19 protein-coding genes and 1 riboswitch are annotated in these 21,232 nt (G+C 66.4%); of the genes, 8 read left to right on the top strand and 11 right to left on the bottom strand.

The window, feature by feature from the left end; all coding sequences use genetic code 11:
* Window positions 1-37: 37 nt before the first annotated feature.
* The 5 genes from DFO47_RS05255 to DFO47_RS05235 form a co-directional block, all read right to left on the bottom strand.
* On the bottom strand, window positions 38-1,456 hold the full coding sequence (locus DFO47_RS05255) for an aminotransferase class V-fold PLP-dependent enzyme (protein ID WP_133830929.1): 1,419 nt from the start codon (window positions 1,454-1,456) through the stop codon (window positions 38-40).
* Between the two features lie 37 nt (window positions 1,457-1,493).
* Window positions 1,494-1,607: riboswitch (SAM riboswitch) on the bottom strand.
* A gap of 141 nt (window positions 1,608-1,748) precedes the next feature.
* Window positions 1,749-2,573: a histidinol-phosphatase gene (gene hisN / locus DFO47_RS05250; RefSeq protein ID WP_018760166.1), complete on the bottom strand. Its 825-nt coding sequence runs from the start codon at window positions 2,571-2,573 to the stop codon at window positions 1,749-1,751.
* Window positions 2,574-2,617: 44 nt separating this feature from the next.
* Window positions 2,618-3,733, bottom strand: coding sequence for a ribosome small subunit-dependent GTPase A (gene rsgA / locus DFO47_RS05245; protein ID WP_109045086.1), 1,116 nt, complete (start codon window positions 3,731-3,733; stop codon window positions 2,618-2,620).
* Window positions 3,717-5,105: a 3-phosphoshikimate 1-carboxyvinyltransferase gene (gene aroA, locus DFO47_RS05240; RefSeq protein WP_133830928.1), complete on the bottom strand. Its 1,389-nt coding sequence runs from the start codon at window positions 5,103-5,105 to the stop codon at window positions 3,717-3,719. Before aroA ends, rsgA begins: the two co-directional genes overlap by 17 nt.
* 6 nt (window positions 5,106-5,111) lie before the next feature.
* The gene (locus DFO47_RS05235; protein WP_018760163.1) at window positions 5,112-5,660 is read right to left on the bottom strand and encodes a DoxX family protein; all 549 of its coding nucleotides are present in this window, start codon (window positions 5,658-5,660) and stop codon (window positions 5,112-5,114) included.
* Between the two features lie 276 nt (window positions 5,661-5,936).
* Between DFO47_RS05235 and DFO47_RS05230 the strand changes: the two genes are divergently transcribed.
* Window positions 5,937-6,710 carry a sigma-70 family RNA polymerase sigma factor gene (locus DFO47_RS05230; RefSeq protein WP_231369809.1) on the top strand — a complete coding sequence of 258 codons (774 nt, stop codon included), beginning with the start codon at window positions 5,937-5,939 and terminating at the stop codon, window positions 6,708-6,710.
* The gene (gene rsrA / locus DFO47_RS05225) at window positions 6,707-6,967 is read left to right on the top strand and encodes a mycothiol system anti-sigma-R factor (protein WP_018760161.1); all 261 of its coding nucleotides are present in this window, start codon (window positions 6,707-6,709) and stop codon (window positions 6,965-6,967) included. The genes DFO47_RS05230 and rsrA overlap by 4 nt, the downstream gene beginning before the upstream one ends.
* 294 nt (window positions 6,968-7,261) lie before the next feature.
* Here the strand turns inward: rsrA and DFO47_RS05220 are convergent, their stop codons facing one another.
* The 4 genes from DFO47_RS05220 to DFO47_RS05205 all read right to left on the bottom strand — a co-directional run bounded on the left by DFO47_RS05220 (window position 7,262) and on the right by DFO47_RS05205 (window position 13,187).
* Window positions 7,262-7,723 (bottom strand): PadR family transcriptional regulator, encoded by a 462-nt coding sequence (locus DFO47_RS05220; RefSeq protein ID WP_133830927.1) that lies wholly within the window; start codon window positions 7,721-7,723, stop codon window positions 7,262-7,264.
* A complete protein-coding gene (locus DFO47_RS05215; protein ID WP_133830926.1) occupies window positions 7,723-8,550 on the bottom strand; it encodes a hypothetical protein in 828 nt (275 codons plus the stop codon). The genes DFO47_RS05220 and DFO47_RS05215 overlap by 1 nt, the downstream gene beginning before the upstream one ends.
* Before the next feature lie 34 nt (window positions 8,551-8,584).
* Window positions 8,585-9,232 (bottom strand): GDSL-type esterase/lipase family protein, encoded by a 648-nt coding sequence (locus tag DFO47_RS05210; protein ID WP_133830925.1) that lies wholly within the window; start codon window positions 9,230-9,232, stop codon window positions 8,585-8,587.
* Window positions 9,233-9,374: 142 nt separating this feature from the next.
* Window positions 9,375-13,187, bottom strand: a complete 3,813-nt coding sequence (locus DFO47_RS05205) for a multifunctional oxoglutarate decarboxylase/oxoglutarate dehydrogenase thiamine pyrophosphate-binding subunit/dihydrolipoyllysine-residue succinyltransferase subunit (RefSeq protein ID WP_133830924.1) — start codon at window positions 13,185-13,187, stop codon at window positions 9,375-9,377.
* 550 nt (window positions 13,188-13,737) lie between these two features.
* Between DFO47_RS05205 and DFO47_RS05200 the strand changes: the two genes are divergently transcribed.
* From DFO47_RS05200 to DFO47_RS05180, 5 genes are all read left to right on the top strand, one after another.
* Complete coding sequence (locus DFO47_RS05200; protein ID WP_133830923.1) at window positions 13,738-15,072, top strand: hemolysin family protein; 1,335 nt, start codon at window positions 13,738-13,740, stop codon at window positions 15,070-15,072.
* Window positions 15,069-16,151: a hemolysin family protein gene (locus tag DFO47_RS05195; protein ID WP_133830922.1), complete on the top strand. Its 1,083-nt coding sequence runs from the start codon at window positions 15,069-15,071 to the stop codon at window positions 16,149-16,151. Before DFO47_RS05200 ends, DFO47_RS05195 begins: the two co-directional genes overlap by 4 nt.
* A 67-nt stretch (window positions 16,152-16,218) precedes the next feature.
* Complete coding sequence (locus DFO47_RS05190; protein WP_133830921.1) at window positions 16,219-17,196, top strand: zinc ABC transporter substrate-binding protein; 978 nt, start codon at window positions 16,219-16,221, stop codon at window positions 17,194-17,196.
* Window positions 17,193-18,011, top strand: a complete 819-nt coding sequence (locus DFO47_RS05185) for a metal ABC transporter ATP-binding protein (RefSeq protein ID WP_133830920.1) — start codon at window positions 17,193-17,195, stop codon at window positions 18,009-18,011. The genes DFO47_RS05190 and DFO47_RS05185 overlap by 4 nt, the downstream gene beginning before the upstream one ends.
* Window positions 18,011-18,895, top strand: a complete 885-nt coding sequence (locus tag DFO47_RS05180; RefSeq protein ID WP_133830919.1) for a metal ABC transporter permease — start codon at window positions 18,011-18,013, stop codon at window positions 18,893-18,895. The genes DFO47_RS05185 and DFO47_RS05180 overlap by 1 nt, the downstream gene beginning before the upstream one ends.
* On the opposite strand, the gene DFO47_RS05175 is transcribed toward DFO47_RS05180, so the two are convergent.
* Window positions 18,873-19,334 carry a Fur family transcriptional regulator gene (locus DFO47_RS05175; RefSeq protein WP_133831068.1) on the bottom strand — a complete coding sequence of 154 codons (462 nt, stop codon included), beginning with the start codon at window positions 19,332-19,334 and terminating at the stop codon, window positions 18,873-18,875. The genes DFO47_RS05180 and DFO47_RS05175 overlap by 23 nt on opposite strands.
* Before the next feature lie 90 nt (window positions 19,335-19,424).
* On the opposite strand from DFO47_RS05175, the gene DFO47_RS05170 reads away from it, so the two are divergent.
* A complete protein-coding gene (locus DFO47_RS05170; RefSeq protein WP_133830918.1) occupies window positions 19,425-20,081 on the top strand; it encodes an MBL fold metallo-hydrolase in 657 nt (218 codons plus the stop codon).
* On the opposite strand, the gene DFO47_RS05165 is transcribed toward DFO47_RS05170, so the two are convergent.
* Window positions 20,078-21,193, bottom strand: coding sequence for a PLP-dependent cysteine synthase family protein (locus DFO47_RS05165; RefSeq protein ID WP_133830917.1), 1,116 nt, complete (start codon window positions 21,191-21,193; stop codon window positions 20,078-20,080). The two genes, DFO47_RS05170 and DFO47_RS05165, sit on opposite strands and share 4 nt — an antisense overlap.
* Window positions 21,194-21,232 lie beyond the last annotated feature (39 nt).

Genomic DNA, 21,232 nt, shown 5'->3' with positions numbered 1-21,232 from the left:
TTGGACATGTGGTGGGGGAGCAGGAGCGGGAGGAGCCCTAGTCGTCGATACAGGGGGCCGCGCCGGCCGTGCCCGGGGTGTTGGGTGCCCAGTGCGGGTAGGTGCGGGAGTCGTTGGCGGGCACCCAACGGCCTGCGTCAACCACGTAGTCCCAGCCCAGTCCGTTGCTGCGCAGTGCGCGGATGCCGGCAAGAAGGCGTTCGGCATCCTCCAGCCGGGATCCGACGCCGAAGCTCGCCCGGAGTGATCCGTTGGGCAGGCCCAGGCGTTTCAGCAGCGGGTGGGCGCAGAAGCGTCCGTCCCGCAGGCCCACGCCGTGCTCCGCCGAGAGGTAGGCGGCCACCAGCCCGGCGTCGTAGCCTGCAACCGAGAAATTGACCACGCCGATGGTGTCCGTTTCCGGATTGGTGTCCTTGAAGATCTGGTGGACGGTGACGCCGTCGATGCCCTGGAGGCCCTCCACCAGGAAGGAGCGGATGGCGGACTCGTGGGCGTGCCAGCGTTCCTGGTCCAGTTCCGCGATCACCTGGGTGGCGCGGGCCAGCGTGGCGGCTCCCAGGACGTTGGGCGATCCCCCCTCATGGCGGGCCGGGCCGGTGGCCCAGCTGACGCCGTCGAGCCTTGCTTCCTTGACGGCACCGCCCCCGGCCAGGTGCGGGACACCGGCGTCCAGCCAGTCAGCACGCCCCACCAGGACGCCTGCGCCGAACGGCGCGTAGAGCTTGTGCCCGGAGAACGCAAGGTAGTCGACGTCGTCCGTGCTGATGTCCACCCGGCGATGCGGCGCAAGCTGGGCGGCGTCCACCACGATCCGTGCGCCGTACTGGTGCGCCAGCGCGGCCAAGGCCCGGATGGGGAGGATCTCGCCGGTGACGTTGGAAGCGCCGGTGACGGCCAGCAGGCAGACCCCGCCCTGCTCAAGTTCGGTGCGGACTGCCTCCAAAGTGCCGCTGATGGTGTCCGCGGCGACAATGCTGCGGTGCGGGACGCCCTGCCAGGGCAGGAGGTTGGCGTGGTGTTCGATGTCCAGGTAAAGGACATCTCCGGCGGGGCGGCCGTCCGCCAGCGGCAGGCAGCCGGCCAGCAGGTTCAGGGAGTCGGTGGTATTGCGGGTGAAGATGACCGAATCGCCGGGGCGCCCTCCCACGAAGTCGCGGACAATGTTGCGTGCGTTTTCGTACACTGAGGTGCTGATCTGGGATGCGTAGCCGGCGCCCCGGTGGACACTCGCGTAGTACGGGAGGATCTCGTTCAGGTACGCGGACACCACTGACAGCGCCGGTGCGGAGGCGCCGTAGTCGAGGTTTGCGTAGCGGACGTGGCCGCCGGAGATCAGCGGCGCCTGGATCTCGGCGCCGGTGACCGCGGCGAGGGGCCGGCCGGCGACGGCCTGTCGCGGATCCGGCGCGGCGGCGTTGGCGGTGGCGGAAAGGGGGGAGACGGTGGCAGTTGTCACAGAGACCTCACTTGGATACAGGACTCCGGCACAGTGGAATCCGCGCTTGCCGTATCCGCTCCGGACCGGCCTGGTCGTCACCCGGGGCACCCCACCGCGAATGGAGGGTTGCCGGCCAGCAAACCGGGGTTTTGCGCTGGCACTCGTGACCTGGATAAAAGCGTAGAACATGGAATGGGCAGGACTAAAGCCGCGGCAATTGTTAAGGCTTTTGTTACGCCCTGCCGAAGAAACGGCCGCGGACGCCCCCTCAAGGAGGCGTCCGGCGTCGTATTGTTCGATTATTGTGCCGCTAGGGCGACTGCTGGAGCAGGTCGTCGAGGTCCGGGTTCAGCCGGTGCAGCACCTCTGAATGCAGGATCGAGTTCGTGGCCAGGGCATTGCCGCCGAACGGGCCATCCTCGCCTTCGAGGGACGTGAAGCGGCCGCCGGCCTCCACCACGATCGGTACCAGGGCAGCCATGTCGTACAGGTTCAGTTCGGGTTCGCAGGCGATATCCACCGAGCCTTCCGCCACCATGCAGTAGGACCAGAAGTCTCCGTACGCCCGGGTCCGCCACACGTCTTCCGTCAGGCCGAGGAAGTCGTCAAGGTTTCCGCGTTCCTTCCAGCCGCCCAGGCTGGAATAGGAGAGGGAGGCGTCGGCCAGGTTTGAGACGTTGGAAACCCGAAGCCGGGTGGCGGCGGCCAGGGACCTGCCCATGTACGCGCCCATGCCTTTGGCAGCCCACCAGCGCTTGCCCAGTGCCGGAGCGCTGACGACGCCCACCACCGGCTCGCCCTCGTCCACCAGGGCGATCAGCGTGGCCCAGACCGGGACGCCGCGGACGAAGTTCTTGGTCCCGTCGATGGGATCGATGATCCAGCGCCGCGAGCCGTGGCCGGTGCTGCCGAATTCCTCACCCAGAACGGCATCGCGGGGCCGGGAGCGGGAGAGTTGGCCTCGGATGGCCTCCTCGGCCGCCTTGTCGGCGTCGGTGACCGGCGTCAGGTCCGGCTTGGTCTCGACGTGGAGGTCCAGGGCCTTGAACCGGCTCATCGTCTGGTCGTCCACGGAGTCGGCCAGGACGTGGGCCAGGCGCAGGTCATCGTTGTAACTCGAAGCGGGTTGGATCATGGTTCCAAACTACCGTCTGCGGGCGTTTCTGCCGGGAGAACGCGTCAGTTGACGCTGCCAAGCTCCTTCGTTTCCTGTGCTTCCATCCTTGGATCGGCGCCGAGCAGCCGCCGCAGGGACGCCAGGCGGGCGGCGCCGGTAGGGCCGGCGTGTCCGCCGTCCACCCACTCGTCCAGCCCGCAGTTGACCGCCGTTGCCGTGTGCTTGCAGCCCCGCTCGCAGTTTTCGATGCCCGGGGAGAGATCCGGGAACGAGCGCAGGATCCTGTCCGGGTCCACGTGCGCCAGGCCAAAGGACCGGATCCCCGGGGTGTCGATGATCCAGCTGCCGGGCGGCGCGTCCGCGAGCCGAAGTGCCAGCGCCGACGACGACGTGTGCCGGCCGCGCCCGGTGACGGCGTTGACGCCGCCGGTGGCGCGCTCGGCGCCCGTGAGTGCGTTCACCATAGTGGATTTGCCCACCCCGGAATGCCCCAGCATCACGGTGACGGTGCCGTCGAGGTGTGCGCGGAGGGCGGCCACCGCAGCGCTGTCCAGCCGGGCGGAGAGGCCGTCGTCGGACCGCGCGTCGATCCCGGAGGCCTGTGCGTCGGCGGTCTTGCTGATGATGACGGGGAAGTCCAGGTGCGTGTAATTGGAGAGGAGCTCGGCGGGATCCTTGACGTCGGCCTTGGTCACCAGCAGGATCGGCGCGATCCCGGCGTCGTAGGCCGCCACCAGGGCGCGGTCAATGAAGCCTGTGCGGGGCTCGGGGTTGGCGGCCGCCACGACGATGACCAGCTGGTCCGCGTTGGCCACCACGGCGCGCTCCACGGGGTCGGTATCGTCGGCACTGCGGCGAAGCAGGGTGCGGCGGTCCTGAATTCTCACCAGCCGGGCCAGCGTGTCCGGGGCTCCGGAGACATCCCCCACCAGGGAGACGAAGTCGCCGGCCACCACGGGATTGCGGCGAAGCTCGCGGGCCCGCGCAGCGATGACCACCCGCTCATTGTCCGAGTCCTCACCCACCACCGCGGTGTACCGCCCACGGTCCACCGTGATGATCCGGCCGGTTACGGCGTCATCGTGGCTGGGGCGGTCTTTGGTGCGTGGCCTGGAGCCTTTCTTGCTCGGGCGGATCCTGACGTCCGATTCGTCCCAGGAATCAGTGCTCCGCGCCACTGCCGCGCCCTTCCGGTCCGGCAGCGGACGTGCCCTCCTGGGCCAGCATGCCTGCCCACAGCTGTGGGAAGTCGGGCATGGTCTTGGCTGTGGTGGCAATATCCTCCACCTGGACGCCCGGTACCGCCAGTCCCAGGATCGCCCCGGCCGTGGCCATCCGGTGGTCCGCGTAGCTGTGCACGACGCCGGCGTGCAGCCGGGCGGGGCGGATGAGCAGTCCGTCCGGAGTTTCCTCGGCGTCTCCGCCGAGCCGGTTGATCTCTGCCACCAGGGCAGCCAGCCTGTCGGTTTCGTGTCCTCGCAGGTGCGCGATCCCGGTGAGCCGGGATGGCTCCGAGGCCAAGGCGCACAGCGCGGCGACGGTGGGGGCGAGTTCGCTGGTGTCCGCGAAGTCCCCACCCTTGATTTCCGGACCGCCGGTGACGGTCAGGACGCCGCTGTCCAACGTGACCGTGGCACCCATGCTGGTGAGGATGTTGCGCCACAGGTCGCCCACCTGCCGGGTCTCCGCCGGCCAGTTGGGGATCCGGACCGTTCCCCGAGAGGCGAGGGCCGCCGCCAGGAACGGGCCCGCGTTGGAAAGGTCCTGTTCGATCCGCTGGTCGAAGGCACGGATCGGTCCGGGCGCCACCACCCAGTGGTTGGGCACGGAATCGTCCACGGACACGCCTGCGCCGCGAAGGACCGAGACCGTCATGTTGATGTGGTCCAAGCTTGGTACCGGTTTGCCCACGTGCTCAAGATGCAGGCCGTCGTCGAACCGTGCCCCCACGAGCAGGAGCGCGGAGACAAACTGGGACGAAGCGCTGGCATCAATCACCAGGTGGCCGCCGCGGACGGAGCCCTTGCCCGCCACGGCGAACGGGAGGGACGACGGGGCGTTGCCGTCTTCGGCTGAGACAGCCACACCCAGGGCCTTGAGGGCCTCGATGATGGTCCCCATGGGGCGCTTGCGTGCGTGCGGGTCGCCGTCGAACACGCTTACCCCGTTGCGGAGCGCAGCGAGCGGCGGAACGAACCGCATCACCGTACCGGCCAGCCCGCAGTCGATCCGGGCCTCCGTCACGGGCGCGGACGCAGGCAACGGAACCACTTCGAGGTCGGGACCAAAGGTTCCGTCGCCCGGGACCTCCGTGATCGTGGCGCCAAGCTGCCGCAGCGCATCGATCATCAGCACGGAATCCCTGGAATGCAGGGGCGCCCGCAACCGGGACGGCCCATCCGCCAATGCCGCCAGAACGAGGTACCTGTTGGTCAGGGACTTCGAGCCAGGCACCGTAACGGTGGCGTTGACGGGCCGGGAAGCGAAAGGGGCGTCCCAGTGCTGGACAGGTGTTCCGGAAGCGTCCCGGGCGGCAGTTGCTGCGGTCATTCGTGCTTAGGCTCCCGTGGCGTGGTCGACGGCGCGGCGGACAGCCTTGTCCGCCTTGTGCAGCTTCTTGTTCGTGGTCTTGCGAGCGTCGGCGGCCAGGTGCGAGGCGTTCCGCCGGGCACCTGCGGCAAGGTGCTCGGCGCGCCAGGCCAGTCCCGGCTTTCCTGCGGTGTCCACCGAGGCGAGCAGCGCACCGCCGCTGAGGGACAGGTTCTTGAGCAGCTGGTTCCGGCGGGTCTCGCGCCCTTCCTTGCTGCTGATGTCCGCGCTGCGCCACTCAACGAACGTGTTGAGCAGGGAAACCACCGTCAGCAGCGACGCGGAGAGCCTGGAGAACTTTCCAAGGCCGAACAGGACGCCGGCGCCCACCTGGGTACCGCCGATAACACGCGCGAGGGTCTTCTCGCTGGCCTGGAACGGAAGCGAGGCCGCGGCCTTGCGGAGCAGGGGTGAGAGTTGCTGCGCAGTGTCGTCGGAGTTCTTGAGCTTATCCAGTCCGGCAATGACAAAACTGGAGGCGAGCATGGGCCGTGCGAGCGTGCGGACAAAGGACATGGATTTCCTCCTGGATGGACGAACCGCGGAACGCGGCGGAGTCGGTCCTAGTCTTGCACTTTTGGGGAATATTTGCCTGCGGGAAGGGGTTATGGCTGACGGGTCACCGACATGCGGCCCGATGATCATTCACCCGATACAGAGCGGAGTTGGCCCTTGGGGAAGGTGTTGGACGGAACGAGGCCCGCGGGTCCGGTGGCAGTGGAAGCACTGGCTGCCGATCCCTTGGAGTACGGCACGCCCCGGGCAGGGCGCCTGACAGTAGACTTGAAGGCAATGAGCACCCTGGATCCGGCCGTCGCGGCCATGTATGAGGCTTCACCTGGCGCAGCGAACGGCTCGGCACCGGCCCCGCCGGCTTCTGCCGCACCGGCGGGGGAGGTTGGTCCGGCCGCAGGGCCGGACACCGAGGACGCCGCCCTGGACGTTGCGGCGGAGACCGTTGAGGACCGCCGTCTGCGCTTCGAGCGGGACGCCATGCAGTACGTCGACCAGCTGTACTCGGCGGCGATGCGCATGGCACGGAACCCCTCAGATGCCGAGGACCTGGTCCAGGAGGCCTACACCAAGGCATTTTCGGCGTTCCACCAATACAAGCCGGGCACGAACCTCAAAGCGTGGCTGTACCGGATCCTGACCAACACCTACATCAACCTCTACCGCAAGAGGCAGCGCGAGCCGCTTCAGTCCAATTCGGACACGATCGAGGATTGGCAGCTTGCCCGCGCGGAGTCCCATACTTCAAGCGGACTTCGGTCGGCCGAGGCCGAGGCGTTGGACCACCTCCCGGATTCAGACGTCAAGCGGGCGCTCCAGGACATTCCGGAGGAATTCCGGCTGGCAGTGTACTTCGCCGACGTCGAGGGCTACGCCTACAAGGAAATCTCAGACATCATGAACACGCCCATCGGCACCGTGATGTCCCGGCTCCACCGCGGCCGGAGAATGTTGCGGGACATGCTCGCGGAATACGCCGCCGAGCGCGGATTCAAAACGGCCGCAGATGCATCGGAAGCGGCAGGAAGCAAACCACAGGAGAACAGGAAATGAGCGACTGCCAGGGATTGGGCGATTGCGACGACACCCGGATGCAACGCATCTACGAGTACCTTGATGGGGCGTTGACCCGCGAGGACCTTACCGAAATCAAGAACCACCTTGACGACTGCCCCGAGTGCGCGCAGCAGTATGACCTTGAGTGCGTGATCCGCAACATGGTCAAGCGCTCCTGCACAGAGTCCGCTCCGGACAACCTGAAGAACGCCATCCTGGACCGTATCCACGCCATCCGGCCGGTGGAGGCGTAGGAACGCCCCACGCCGGCGGACAATGGCCGCAGACAGCAAAGGACCCCGAAAGCCGAATGGCTTCGGGGTCCTTTGCTTGAACCGTAGTCCCTGGCATTTGCCTAGGTGTTGGGGCGCTTCCCGTGGTTCGCGCCGCCACGCTTACGGTCACGACGCTTGCGTGCACGCTTGCTCATAGCTGGCCTCCTTACTGTTGGTACTCAAAAGAGCTGCCCTCCAGTCTCCCACATGATGTGGCGGCCCGCGAACCGGAGCGGGCCGGTGACCTGCGGCGGTGCCGCTGGTTGCCTGCGCCTACCCGTGGAGCGCAGCGCCGATTGCGGCGCGGGCATCTTCCAGGACAAGCCGGACATGATCCAGTGCCACCGCGTTGAGGGGCGCGGGCGGGCCCTGGCGTTGCAGGTCGGCGCGGATGCCATCCCGAAATTGTTGCAGCATCCGGTCTATGGCGAGCTGCTGTACGGAGGCGGTGATCCCGCGTTCCACTGCTGCCAGGTCCACCTGGCGGTGGTTCAGCTCGGAAAGGCCTTCTGCCGTGATGCGGTACGTCGTGCGTCGTCCGGACGGCTCAGTGGCCACCAGGCCGTCCGCTTGAAGCTTGCCCAGCCGTGGATAGATCGTTCCCGCGCTGGGGGAGTAGGCGCCGCCAAAGCGGTCCTTGAGGGCCTTGATGAGCTCGTACCCGTGCTTGGGACCGCCTTCGAGCAATGAAAGCAGGTACAAGCGCAACGCACCGTGTGCGAAGACGGCAGGCATCAGCCGTGCGCTTCCCCGCTGCCGGGTTTCGGGGCGTGGACAATGGACGTCCGGCCGGACACCGAGTTGGTCCTGACCAGCATGAGCTGTTCATCCGGGCCGGCAATCGTTTCCACTCTTCCGTTGGCCAGGAAGCACTGCTGGCCGTCAAGGACCACCGCCCCGCCGGCCGACTTGGCCACGATATCGACGCCGACATCGTGCGGAAGTTGAATGGTCAGGTCCCCGGAGACGGAGTTGGAGCCGAAATCATGGGTAAAGCCAAGCAGTTCGAAAGCGAGGTGGCCGCTGACGGTGTTCGTGCGTACGTTGGTGAAGTGCCCGTCCGCGGTGACTGCCCCGGAGACGGTCTTGACCGTGAGGACGCCACGGTGGTTCCTGACGGCGGCCGTGCCGCTCACGGTGTTGACCTGCAGCTCACCGGAGGTGCCGTCGGCGACGACGGAGCCTGACACGGTGTTGAGGCGGACGTGGGCGGCGACGCCGGAGACCAGTCCTTCGCCACTGACGGTGCCGGCCTCCACCTCGACGCCGGGTGGAACGGAAATGCTGATCACGGCCGAGTTGTCGCTGGTGTGGTTGACGGACTCCATCAAATTCTTGAACCATCCCTGCGGACCATTCAGTTGATGCCGGACTTCCACCCTGCCGCCGCTTGCTGATACCGCCACGGGGTCGCCGTGGACTGCCGAGATCTCAACCCGGACATCCGGCCCGGCATGGGCCGCCACGGTGAACTTGCCGCGCACCATGCCCAGCTTCAGGGCGATGGCGTCCCCGATTTCAATGGTTTGCGGGCCTTGCACAGTCCAGTTTCCGTCAGCCATGGTCCCCTCCAGAGGCGATATATCGCGTTGGGCTTCAACCTAGCCGCGCCGGCTTGCGCCGGTCAAGGCGTCCTGTCAGGGCTAACTGTGGCGCGTCCACGCCAAGCCATTGGAACCAGCCGCGGTGGAGCACCAGCCAGGCCATGAGGCCATAGCCTGCCTGGCCCGGCGTCCCCCCGTTCGCAGCCAGGTCCTGGCGCCACTGTTCATGGTTCAGCAGGGGCGAGAAGGTATCGACGTACAGATGCTTACGCCGGGTGGTGACGTCGGCGAAGGCGGTGTTCAGCTCATCCAGCCTCCGGTTTTGGGTCGGATCGAGCGTGGGCGGTGGTCCAACGACGAACACCTCTATGCGGTTCTGCGACGCCGAGTCCAGGATGTTGGCAAGGTTCAGCCTGCTCCGCGCGGTGGAAAGGCCGAATTCGATGTCGCGCCCGGACAGGCCGATGACCAGCCTGTTCTCGGCCTGGTCGCTGAAGCGCCTGCCGGCTTCGTCCAGCCACCGGGCTGCAAGCCCTTCGGTACCTTCCTGCGGACAGGGGAGGGCATAGCTTTCCAGCAGCATGCCGTCCTGGGGAGTGCGGGCCAGGACGCGGCCGAGCCAGCCCAGCGCCCGGGGATCGCCCAGTCCGGCCAGCAGTTCGTCTCCTACAGCTGCGATCCGCAGCTTCCTGTCTTCCACGCGTTCCTCTTCACTTCCGAACCGGCCGCAGCCTCCGTCGCCGCCGCGGCTGCGGAGGTACGGGGCGGCGCTGTCCAACCATTAAACAGAACTGCCCGGCCGGAGTCTGGTATTTCGACGTCCGGCCGGGCAGCCTTACGGTTTACTTCTTTGCAAATGCCTGCTTCAGCAGCAGGTCCTGTTCAGCGGCGTGCCGCTTCATGGAACCTGCAGCCGTTGAGGCGGACGCCGGCCGGGACACCAGGCGGACGCGGCGGTCCAGTGCCTCCGGCAGGTTCAGGCCGATAAACGGCCACGGACCCTGGTTGGCGGGTTCGTCCTGCGCCCACACGACCTCGGCGTTCGGGTACTTGGCAAGCTCAGCGGCGATCTCCGCGTGCGGCAGCGGGTAGAGCTGCTCGACGCGCACAATCGCGGTGGTCTTGTCTCCGGTCTTCTGGCGGGTGGACAGGAGATCGTAGTACAGGCGGCCGGAGACCAGGATGACGCGTTCGACGGCGGTGGCCGGCAGCTGCTCATGCTCGCCGATGACCGGGCGGAAGGCACCGGTGGTGAAGTCCTCCACGGACGAAGCGGCAGCTTTCAGGCGCAGCAGCTGCTTGGGCGTGAAGATGATCAGCGGCTTGCGCGGACGGCTGTACGCCTGGCGGCGCAGCAGGTGGAAGTGCGAGGCCGCCGTGGTGGGGTTGGCCACGACCATGTTGTCCTCGGCGCACAGCTGCAGGAACCGCTCAATCCTGGCCGAAGAGTGGTCCGGGCCCTGGCCTTCGTAGCCGTGCGGGAGCATCAGGACCAACGAGGAACGCTGGCCCCACTTCTGCTCGGCGGAGGAGATGAATTCGTCGATGATGGTCTGCGCACCGTTGACGAAGTCACCGAACTGGGCCTCCCAAAGGACCAGCGCGTCCGGCCGCTCCACGGAGTAGCCGTATTCGAAGCCCATGGCAGCGTATTCGGACAGCAGCGAATCGTAGATCCACAGCTTGGCCTGGTCATCGGAGAGGTTGCCCAGGGGCAGCCATTCCTTGCCGTTGGCGCGGTCGTGGAAGACGGCGTGGCGCTGGACGAACGTGCCGCGGCGCGAGTCCTGGCCGGCGAGGCGGACGGGTACGCCTTCCATGATGAGCGAGCCGAACGCTGCGATCTCGCCGAAGCCCCAGTCGATGCCGCCTTCGCGGGACATCTGCTCACGCTTCTCCAGCAGCTGCTTGAGCTTGGCGTGGACGGTGAAGCCCTCGGGAACCTCGACGTGGGCCTTGCCGATCCGGGCCAGGGTCTCGGCGCTGATGGCCGTGGCGACCGGTGCACTGACGTTGGAATCGGACTGCTGGGCCATGGGGCGCTCGATATCGGACACGGCGGCGGAGTCGGCGGTCACGATCGGGATCGGCGAGGTCTGCGCGGCGTGGGTCTCCGCGAAGACCCGCTCCAGCCGTTCCTGGTAGTCGCGGAGCAACTGCTCGGCTTCTTCCTCGGTGATGTCACCGCGGCCGATCAGCGATTCGGTGTACAGCTTGCGGACGGAGCGCTTGGCTTCGATCAGGTTGTACATCAGGGGCTGGGTCATCGAGGGGTCATCGCCCTCGTTGTGGCCGCGGCGGCGGTAGCACACCATGTCGATGACGACGTCCTTGTGGAAGCGCTGCCGGAACTCGTAGGCGAGTTGGCCGATGCGGACCACTGCCTCGGGGTCGTCGCCGTTCACGTGGAAGACGGGCGCCTGGATCATCTTGGCGACGTCGGTGGAGTACGTGGACGACCGCGAGGACGACGGGGCGGTGGTGAAGCCCACCTGGTTGTTGACCACCACGTGGATGGTGCCACCGGTGCGGTAGCCGCGCAGCTGGGAGAGGTTGAGCGTCTCGGCCACGACACCCTGGCCGGCGAAGGCGGCGTCGCCGTGCACCATGATGGGCAGCACAGGGAAGGATTCGCCCTGGTCCAGGCGGTCCTGCTTGGCGCGGACAATGCCCTCGAGGACGGAATCGACGGCTTCAAGGTGCGAGGGGTTGGCGGCCAGGTAGACCTTGGTCTCCTTGCCGTTATCCGACGTGAAGGTGCCCTCGGTGCCGAGGTGGTACTTGACGTCGCCCGACCCCTGGACGGAGCGCGGATCCTGGGTGCCTTCGAACTCGCGGAACACCTGGGCGTAGGTCTTGCCGGCGATGTTCGTCAGCACGTTGAGGCGGCCGCGGTGGGCCATGCCGATGGCAACTTCGTCCAGGCCGTCGTCGGCAGCATCGGACATGATGGCGTCCAGCAGCGGGATCAGCGATTCGCCGCCCTCGAGCGAGAATCGCTTCTGGCCTACGAACTTGGTCTGCAGGAACGTTTCGAAGGCCTCCGCGGCGTTCAGCTTGGAAACGATCCGGATCTGTTCTTCGCGGCTGGGCTTGGAGTAGGGGTGTTCCAGCTGGTCCTGGAACCATTTGCGCTCGGCCGGCTCCTGGATGTGCATGTACTCGATGCCGGTGGTGCGGCAGTAGGCATCGCGAAGGACGCCCAGGATGTCGCGGAACTTCAGCATCGGCTTGCCGCCGAAGCCGCCGGTGGGCCACTCGCGGTCCAGGTCCCACAGGGTCAGGCCGTAGGTGAGGACGTCGAGGTCGGGGTGCTTGCGCTGGACGTATTCGAGCGGATCCGTGTCCGCCATCAGGTGGCCGCGGACGCGGTACGAGTGGATCAGCTGCTGGATCCGGGCCACCTTGTTGATCTCGTCGGCGGGGTCCACCTGGAGGTCGGGGCTCCAGCGGACGGGCTCGTACGGGATGCGCAGCGCTTCGAAGATCTCGTCGTAGAAGTTCTGGGCCCCGAGCAGGAGCTGGTGGACCAGCTTGAGGAACTCGCCGCTGCCTGCGCCCTGGATCACGCGGTGATCGTAGGTGGAGGTCAGGGTGAGGACCTTGCTGATGGCGTTCTGCGCGATGATCTTTTCGCTGGCGCCCTGGAACTCGGCCGGGTAGTCGAGGGCACCGACGCCGATGATGGCTGCCTGGCCCTTGGAAAGGCGGGGCACCGAGTGAACGGTGCCAATGCCGCCCGGGTTGGTCAGGGATACCGTGGTGCCCTGGTGGTCCTCAGCGGTCAGCTTGCCGTTGCGGGCGCGCTTGATGAGGTCCTCGTAGGTGTGCCAGAACTCGGCGAAGTTGAGGGTTTCGGCCTTCTTGATGTTCGGGACCATCAGCAGGCGGCTGCCGTCCGGCTTGGGCATGTCGATGGCGATGCCGAAGTTGACGTGCGCGGGCTGGACGGCGACGGGCTTGCCGTCCACTTCGTCGTAGTACACGTTCATGGACGGGAACTGGGAGAGGGCGCGGATGACGGCGTAGCCGATCAGGTGCGTGAAGGAAACCTTGCCGCCACGGGCGCGGGCAAGGTTGGAGTTGATGACCACGCGGTTGTCAATCAGCAGCTTGGCGGGGATGGCGCGCACACTGGTTGCGGTGGGCACCTCAAGGCTGGTCACCATGTTGGTGGCGATGGCCTTGGCGGGGCCGCGCAGGATTGAAACGACGTCCTCTTCGGGAGCCGTGGGGGCCTTGACGTTCTTGGGCAACTGGGCCGGGATGGGCTGGGCGCCGGTGCCTGCGCCGGTCTTCGTGCCGCCGTCGCGGGCTTCGGTGGCAGGGGCCTTCTTGACCGGGGCAGGGGCCGGGGCGGCGGGTGCGGCGGCCGCGGGTGCTGCAGGGGAAGCGGTGGGGGCTGCTGCCGGCGACGGTGCCGGCGCGGCGGGAGCCGCCTTCACGACCGGGAGTTCCCGGGTGGCGGGGTGGGCTGCGTGTGCGGAATTTCCATTGGAAGAAGAACCGTTGCCCGAGTCGAAGGATTCAAACAGCGGCCACCACTTGGCATCCACAGCGTTCTTGTCCTGCTGGTACTGCTCGTACAGTTCGTCAACGAGCCACTCGTTTCCGCCAAATTCCTCTGGTAGACGGTGGCTTGGCTGCTCTGGCACTTGAAATACGCCTCTTCCATGAGTTTGATTTCTCTCCGGCCCCCCGGTGCCTCAGCACTGCGATCGAACCAGTCTCTGCGTCCTCTGAACCCAGACCTTTGCAAGTCTAGTGAGCATCGTGTGTTAACTGCCAATAAGGGTGACCCAAATCATGAAGTGACGATCGGTGGCCTCATTGAGGGCTCCCCGGGTGGCGCGGCAGGGCCTGCCGGAACGCCGGGAAAGGCATGCTTGCGGCCGTGCTTGAGGGTCCGGCGACCGCCTGCTGCCGCGTCGTTGCGCGGGGCCGCTCCTGTAGACTGAAATTCTTATGGACAGTAAATCTAGGTGCCGGCCTGGGCGCTGTCAGCGGAGCTCGAAGAGAAGCGCCGCGCAGTCCGCCCCCAGAGCCGGCAAACCCCGACAACGCGCCCATCACCAGAAGACGGCCCAGCTTGCCGCAACCCGCACGGACCAGGCGTCGGTCTCGGCCGATCATCCTCCGCCGGGACGACACATCTTCCCCGCTCCAGGTTTGACTGCTTTTCCCGCGCACCGGGCGGGGTGCTGAATGGAGTGGCTCCTCCTCGCAGCAGGTTTGCTGCTGATCGCCGGCACGGGCTTCTTCGTGGCCGTCGAATTTTCCCTCATCGCGTTGGACCAGCCCACGGTCCAACGCGCCATTGACGACGGCGATGCCGGCGCGGTACCGCTGCTCACCTGCCTGAAGTCGCTGTCCACCCAGCTCTCGAGCTGCCAGCTGGGCATTACCTTGACCACCCTCCTGACCGGTTACGTCATGGAACCCTCCGTGGGCCATATCCTCAAAGGCCCGCTGGCCGCCGTCGGACTGCCCCCCGTGGTGGTGGAATCGGCCTCGCTCGTGCTGGCCATGGTGGTGGCCACCCTGCTCTCCATGCTCCTGGGGGAGCTGGTGCCCAAGAACATGGCGATCGCCCTGGCATTCCCGGTCGGCCGTGCCCTGGCCGGCCCGCAGCTGGTCTTCACCACCATCTTCAAGCCCGCCATCCTGGTCCTCAACGGATTTTCCAACCGGGTCCTGAACGTGTTCGGCCTGGAAGCAAAAGAGGAAATTTCCGGCGCCCGCACCCCCGCGGAGCTGGCCTCGCTGGTCCGCCGTTCCGCGGCGATGGGAACCCTCGACGCCGGAACGGCCAACTTCATTGCGCGCACCCTGGACTTTTCCACCCGGACGGCCGCGGATGTGATGACGCCCCGCATCCGGGTGGAGACGATCGATGCCGACCAGCCGGTATCCGACGTCGTGGATGCCGCGCGCCGGACCGGGTACTCCCGGTTCCCCGTGATCGGGGATTCGGCCGATGACATCCGCGGACTTGTACACGTCAAGAAGGCCGTCGCCGTCCCGTGGGAACGCCGGCGGAACCTCGAAGCGGGCGCCATCATGACCGAGGTCCTGCGGGTGCCCGAGACCATCCACCTCGATGCCCTGCTGGCCGAGTTGCGGGAGGGAAACCTCCAGCTGGCAGTGGTGCTGGACGAATATGGCGGGACCGCCGGCATCGCCACGCTGGAGGACCTCGTGGAGGAGATTGTCGGCGAAGTGGCGGACGAGCATGACAAGGTCCGGCCCGGGCTGCTGCAAAGCGCCTCCGGCGACTGGTACTTCCCGGGCCTCCTGCGTCCGGACGAGCTGTCCGAACAGATTCCGGGTCTCAGCGTGCCCGATGAGGCTGCGTACGAGACCGTGGGTGGATACGTGATGAGCAAGCTGGGCAGGATCGCTGCCGTGGGGGACGCAGTTCCGGTTGGCGGCGGAACACTCAGCGTGACCAGGATGGACGGCCGCAGGATCGACCGCATCTGCTTCCGGCCCGACAAGGAGACCGGAACGCCGGACTCCAGTGACGGGAGCAACCCATGAGCGACTGGGCCGGAATCCTGTGGCTGGGGGTGCTCCTGCTCGGCAACGCCTTCTTCGTTGCGGCGGAGTTCGCCATCATGTCGGCGCGCCGCAGCCAGATCGAACCATTGGCCGACGCCGGGTCCAAGCGGGCCCAGACCACCCTGCGGGCCATGGAGAACGTCTCGTTGATGCTGGCGTGCGCGCAGCTGGGCATCACTGTCTGCTCCCTGCTGATCCTGCTGGTGGCCGAACCCGCCATCCACCACCTGCTGGCTGTTCCGCTCGAGACGGTTGGCCTGCCGGCCGAGGCCGCGGGCGTGGCCGCCTTCGCGGTGGCCCTGCTGCTGGTGACGTTCCTCCATGTCACCTTCGGCGAGATGGTGCCGAAGAACATTTCCGTCTCCGTGGCGGACAAAGCCGCGCTGCTGTTGGCGCCGCCGCTGCTCTTCGTTGCCCGGCTGGTCCACCCGGTGATTTCAGTCCTCAACTGGTCGGCCAACCACATCCTCAAACTCCTGAGGATCGAGCCCAAGGACGAGGTAACTTCCTCGTTCACGCTCGAGGAAGTCCAGTCGATCGTCCAGGAGTCGACCCGCCACGGCCTGGTGGACGACGACGCCGGTCTTATCAACGGCGCCCTCGAGTTTTCCGAGCACACCGCCAAGGACATCATGGTGCCGCTGGAGAACCTGGTCATGCTTGGTGCAGCCACCACCCCCGTGGAGTTCGAGAAGGCGGTCAGCAGGACGGGGTTCTCCCGGTTCCCCATGCTGGATGACGAGGACATGCTGTACGGCTACCTCCACGTCAAGGATGTGTTGTCCATCCCGGAGTCCGGTTATGAGTTGCCGATCGCCGAGGGCCGTGTTCGGTCGCTGGCCAACCTTGCCTTGGATGACGAGATTGAAAAGGCCATGTCCGTCATGCAGCGCACGGGCTCCCACCTTGCCCGGGTGATCGGCCCGGATGGCAGGACGCGCGGGGTGTTGTTCCTCGAAGACGTGATCGAACAGCTTGTCGGTGAAATCAGGGACGCCACGCAGGCCACCGGGATACGCCGGCTGGGCCAGCCCAACGGCAACCAGAAGGCTAAATAGGAATCATTCGCATTTAGGTATAGGCTGGCACTGTTGACGTCCCCTCCTGTGAACTGAGGTATCTCCCGTGCGCCGTAATGCCGCTGCCAGCTCCTTCGTTGCCGCCCTCGCAGGGCTTGGCCTCCTGCTGATTGCATGCAGCCCGCAGTCCGCACAGGCGCCCGACCCCGGGGCGGCCGTCAATGTCGTAGCGTCGACGAACGTCTACGGGGACATCGCCAGGGCGATCGGTGGCGACAAGGTGAAGGTCACCGCCATCATCAACAACACGGCCCAGGATCCGCACTCCTATGAGGCAACCGCGCAGGACCGGCTCGCCGTTTCAAAGGCTCAGTTGGTCATCGAAAACGGCGGCGGCTACGACGACTTCCTCCACACCCTGGTGGAGGGGAGCAAGCTGGACAGCGCGGCCGTCCTCACCGCCGTCGACGTTTCGGGCCTCGCCCACCCGGAGGACGCCACGGCCCAGGCCACGGCGTCCGCAAGTGCCGCCGCCGACACGCATGATCACGGCGACTTCAACGAACACGTCTGGTACAGCCTGGCGGCCATGGAGCGGATGGCCGACAGCATGGCCGGCAAGCTCGGCACGCTGGACCCGGAATCCGCCGCCACCTTCACTTCCAACGCAGCCTCGTTCAAATCCGCGTTGTCGGCCCTGCACAGCCGGCTGGACGGCGTGAAGGCTTCCGCGGCAGGAGGCAAGGTGGCCGTCACGGAGCCCGTTCCGCTGTACCTGCTGGAGGACGCGGGCTTGGAGAACGCCACGCCGGAGCAATACACTGCTGCGATTGAAGAGGGAAGCGATGTTCCGCCTGCCGTCCTGAAGGAAGCCACTGACCTGGTGGCGTCAAAGAGCGTGCGGCTGCTGGCTTACAACGCCCAGACCGAAGGGCCGCAGACCGAGGCGCTGAAGAAGGCGGCGGAGGCTGCCGGCGTTCCGGTGGTGGATTTCAACGAGACCCTGCCCGATGGCAAGACCTATCTGCAGTGGATGACGGACAACGTGAACAACATCAGCAATGTCGTGGAGGCCAACCGGTGAATTCCGTTGTCAGCCTCAAGGGCGCCGGGCTTGCGTTCGGCCAGCGGACGCTCTGGTCCGACCTTGACCTGGACATCCGGCCGGGCGAGTTCTTCGCCGTGCTGGGCCCGAACGGCAGCGGCAAGACCAGCTTCCTGAAAGTCCTCCTGGGCCTGCAAAAGCTGCACACGGGGCAAGCCACACTGGGTGGCCGTCCCGTGGAACGCGGCAGCAGCCTGATCGGCTACATCCCGCAGCAGAAATCGTTCCCGGTGGACACGCCCATGCGCGCCCGCGATCTGGTGGGCCTGGGGGTGGACGGCCACCGCTGGGGCGTCCGGTTGTCCGCGGCGAAAACAAACCGGCGGGTGGACCAGCTCCTGGAACTGGTAGGGGCCGCCGACTACGCCAAGGTGCCGGTGGGCCAGCTCTCCGGTGGCGAGCAGCAGCGCCTCCGGGTGGCCCAGGCGCTGGCCACTGATCCCCAGGTTTTGCTCTGCGACGAGCCGCTCCTGTCCTTGGACCTGCACCATCAGCAGGCGGTCAGTGCGCTGATCAACAAGCAAAGCCACGAGAAGAACAGCGCGGTCGTCTTCGTCACCCATGAGATCAACCCGATTATCGATTACGTGGACCGGGTGCTGTACCTGGCCGGCGGACGTTTCCGGGTGGGAACGCCGGAAGAGGTCATGACCACGGAAGTGCTCTCGGACCTGTACGGCAGCCATGTTGAGGTGATTCACGCCAACGGCAGGATCGTCGTCGTCGGCCTGCCGGATGCCACCACGCACCATCATCATGCCGGGGCGGACGCCCTGGCCGGGGAGGTGGCGTGATGGACGCCAACAGCATCCTGGGGGCCATCTTTAACTTCGACAACTACGGCGAGCTGCTCGTCCTGGTCCAGAATTCGATCTGGGCCGGCGCCGTCCTTGGACTCCTCGGAGGACTGGTGGGGACCTTCGTCATGAAGCGCGACCTTGCCTTCGCGGTCCACGGCATTTCCGAGCTCTCCTTCGCGGGTGCGGCCTTTGCCCTGCTTATCGGCGCGGACGTGGTCTTCGGCTCGCTGATCGGATCCGTGGCGGCGGCACTGTTGCTGGGCCTGATGGGCGTCCGGGCCAGGGACAAGAACTCGATCATCGGCGTGATCATGCCGTTCGGGCTGGGCCTGGGAATCCTGTTCCTGTCCCTCTACCAAGGCCGCGCAGCGAACAAGTTCGGGCTGCTTACCGGGCAGATCGTCTCGGTGGACACCGTCCAGCTCCAGGCACTGGCCGGGGCGGCCCTCGTGGTGATGCTCGCACTGCTGGCCATCTGGCGGCCGCTGAACTTTGCCAGTATCGATCCGGAACTTGCGGAGGCGCGCGGAGTTCCCGTGCGCAGCCTGGCTATTGTTTTCATGATCCTGCTGGGCGTCAGTGTGGCACTGTCCATCCAGGTGGTGGGGGCCCTCCTGGTGCTCGCGCTGCTGATCACTCCCGCGGCTGCTGCCCTGCGGGTCACCTCATCGCCGGTATGGGTGGTTATCCTGAGTGTTCTTTTCGCCGTCACGGCTACTGTGGGCGGAATCCTGCTGGCCCTGGGCGGCCGGATCCCGATCAGCCCTTATGTCACCACATTGTCATTCCTGATCTACGTGGTGTGCCGCGTCATCGGTTCAGTGCGGGCGGCCCGCGGAATCAACGGCAGGGTTCTTACAGCTGCCCGGCAGCCTTAAGGGCAGTGCAGTCCGGGCACAGCCCGAAGATCTCCACCGTGTGGTCCACCTCGGTGAAACCATGTTCGGCCGCTGTCCGCGCCGCCCAGGTTTCGACGGCGGGTGCCTCCACCTCCACGGCCTTGCCGCAGTTCCTGCACAGCAGGTGATGGTGGTGCACGCTCACGTTGCAGCGCCGGTACACGGCCTCGCCGTCGCCATTGCGCAGCACATCCACCAAGCCCTCATCCGCTAGGGACTGGAGGATCCGGTAGGCCGTTGCGAGGGACACGGACACGCCCTGGTTGTGCAGGATCCGGTAGAGCTCCTGCGTGCTGACGAAGTCATCAAGGTCGTCCAAGGCCGCACTGACGGCCTTGCGCTGCTTGGTAACGCGCTGTTCCTTGCCGCCTCCTGCCGGGGATGGGGCGGCGGAATCAGCCTTGACGCCGATCGGCATGGACAAACTCGCTTCCGTGGGGGGCAAACACCAAGATTACCAGCCGGCGCCTCGTGGACACGGTTCCGGGACGCGCCCTAGGCTGGCGCCATGAAGCTGACCAAATACACCCACGCCTGTGTCCGGCTCGAGAAGGAATCCGGAGTCCTGGTCCTGGATCCGGGCACCTTCTCAGAATCAGCCGAGGCCCTTGCCGGGGCCGACGCCGTCCTGGTGACCCATGAGCACCAGGACCACCTGGATACCAAGGCCGTGGTGGAGGCCCTCACCAGCAACCAGGACCTGGTGCTGTACGCGCCCGGGTCCGTGGCCGCACAGCTGCGTGGGGAAGCTGCCGGCGCCGCCGGGAGGATCCACACGGTTGACCCCGGGTCCTCGTTCCAGGTTGCAGGCTTCGAGATCCGCAGCTTCGGCGGACAGCACGCACTGATCCACCCCCAGATCCCGATGGTGGCGAACATTGGCTACCTGGTGGACCGCAATGTCTACCACCCGGGAGATTCATTCATCATCCCTGACGGCCTCAGCGTGAAAACCCTGCTGGTGCCGCTGCACGCACCGTGGAGCAAGTCCGCCGAGGTGGTGGACTTCGTCATCGGAGTGCGGGCACCGCAGGCGTTCCAGATCCACGACGGCCTGCTCAATGAGATCGGACTGGGCATCATTGAGGGCCATGTGCAGCGGATCGGTGCGAAGTATGGCACCGAGTACAGGCACCTGGCTGCCCGCGAGTCCGTGGAGGTCTAGTCCGCCGTCCACTCGCCGGTGTCGAGGAAGCGCGAGATCACGGCCTCGTAGGGCGCCGGATCCAGCCCCTGCGACGCCAGCCACTCCGGGTTGTAGTAGTTGCCCGCATAGCGCTCGCCGCCGTCGCACATCAATGACACAATGCTGCCTCGCCGGCCATCGGACAGCATCCGTGCCACCGTTTGCCAGACACCCCAAAGGTTGGTGCCGGTGGAGGGTCCGGCGTGCAGGCCGGCGTAGGAGTCCAGGTGACGCATGGCGCCGACGGACGCCGCGTCCGGCACCTGGACCATCCGGTCGATGACGGTGGGGATGAAGCTTGGCTCCATCCGCGCCCGGCCGATGCCTTCGATGCGTGACGGCAGGCCGGTGGGCTGTTCAGCCGTGTCCGCCAGCCAGCCGGGGTAGAAGGCCGAGTTTTCAGGGTCCACCACCAGGAGCCGGGTGGGATGGCTGTGGTAGCGCAGGTAGCGGCCGATCGTGGCACTGGTCCCGCCGGTCCCCGCGCCCACCACGATCCAGTCCGGCACCGGATGCTGTTCCAGGCTGAGCTGGCCAAAGATCGACTCGGCAATGTTGTTGTTGCCGCGCCAGTCGGTGGCCCGCTCCGCATAGGTGAACTGGTCCATGTAGTGTCCGTTGCAGGTGGCCGCCACGTCTTCGGCCACGGCGTAAACATCCGAGGCGTTCTCCACCAGGAGGCACGTGCCGCCGAACTGTTCGATCAACGCGATTTTTTCCTGGCTGGTGGTACGGGCCATCACCGCGATGAAGGGCAGCCCCAGCAACCGGGCGAAGTAGGCCTCGGATACTGCGGTGCTGCCGCTGGAGGCTTCCACGATGGTGGTGTCCTCGCGGATCCAGCCGTTCACCAGCCCGAACAGGAAAAGGGACCGCGCCAGCCGGTGCTTGAGGCTGCCGGAACGGTGGGTGGATTCGTCCTTGAGGTAGAGCTGGATGCCCCACTGCTCCGGCAGCGGCACCGCGTAGAGATGGGTGTCTGCCGACCGGTTGTTTTCCGCCCTGATGGTCCGGATGGCGTTGTCTGCCCATTCCCGGTCTGCCCCGCTGCGGCGGCTGCCGTCCCCGTCTGCGCTGCCCTCGATCTTCACCGGACCAGCCTACCCGCGCGGGCGGCCGCGGCGCGCTTA

The sequence above is a fragment of the Arthrobacter sp. AG258 genome, assembly GCF_004364695.1.
Classification (GTDB): Bacteria; Actinomycetota; Actinomycetes; order Actinomycetales; family Micrococcaceae; genus Arthrobacter.
This window is presented reverse-complemented; position numbering and strand designations above follow the sequence as displayed.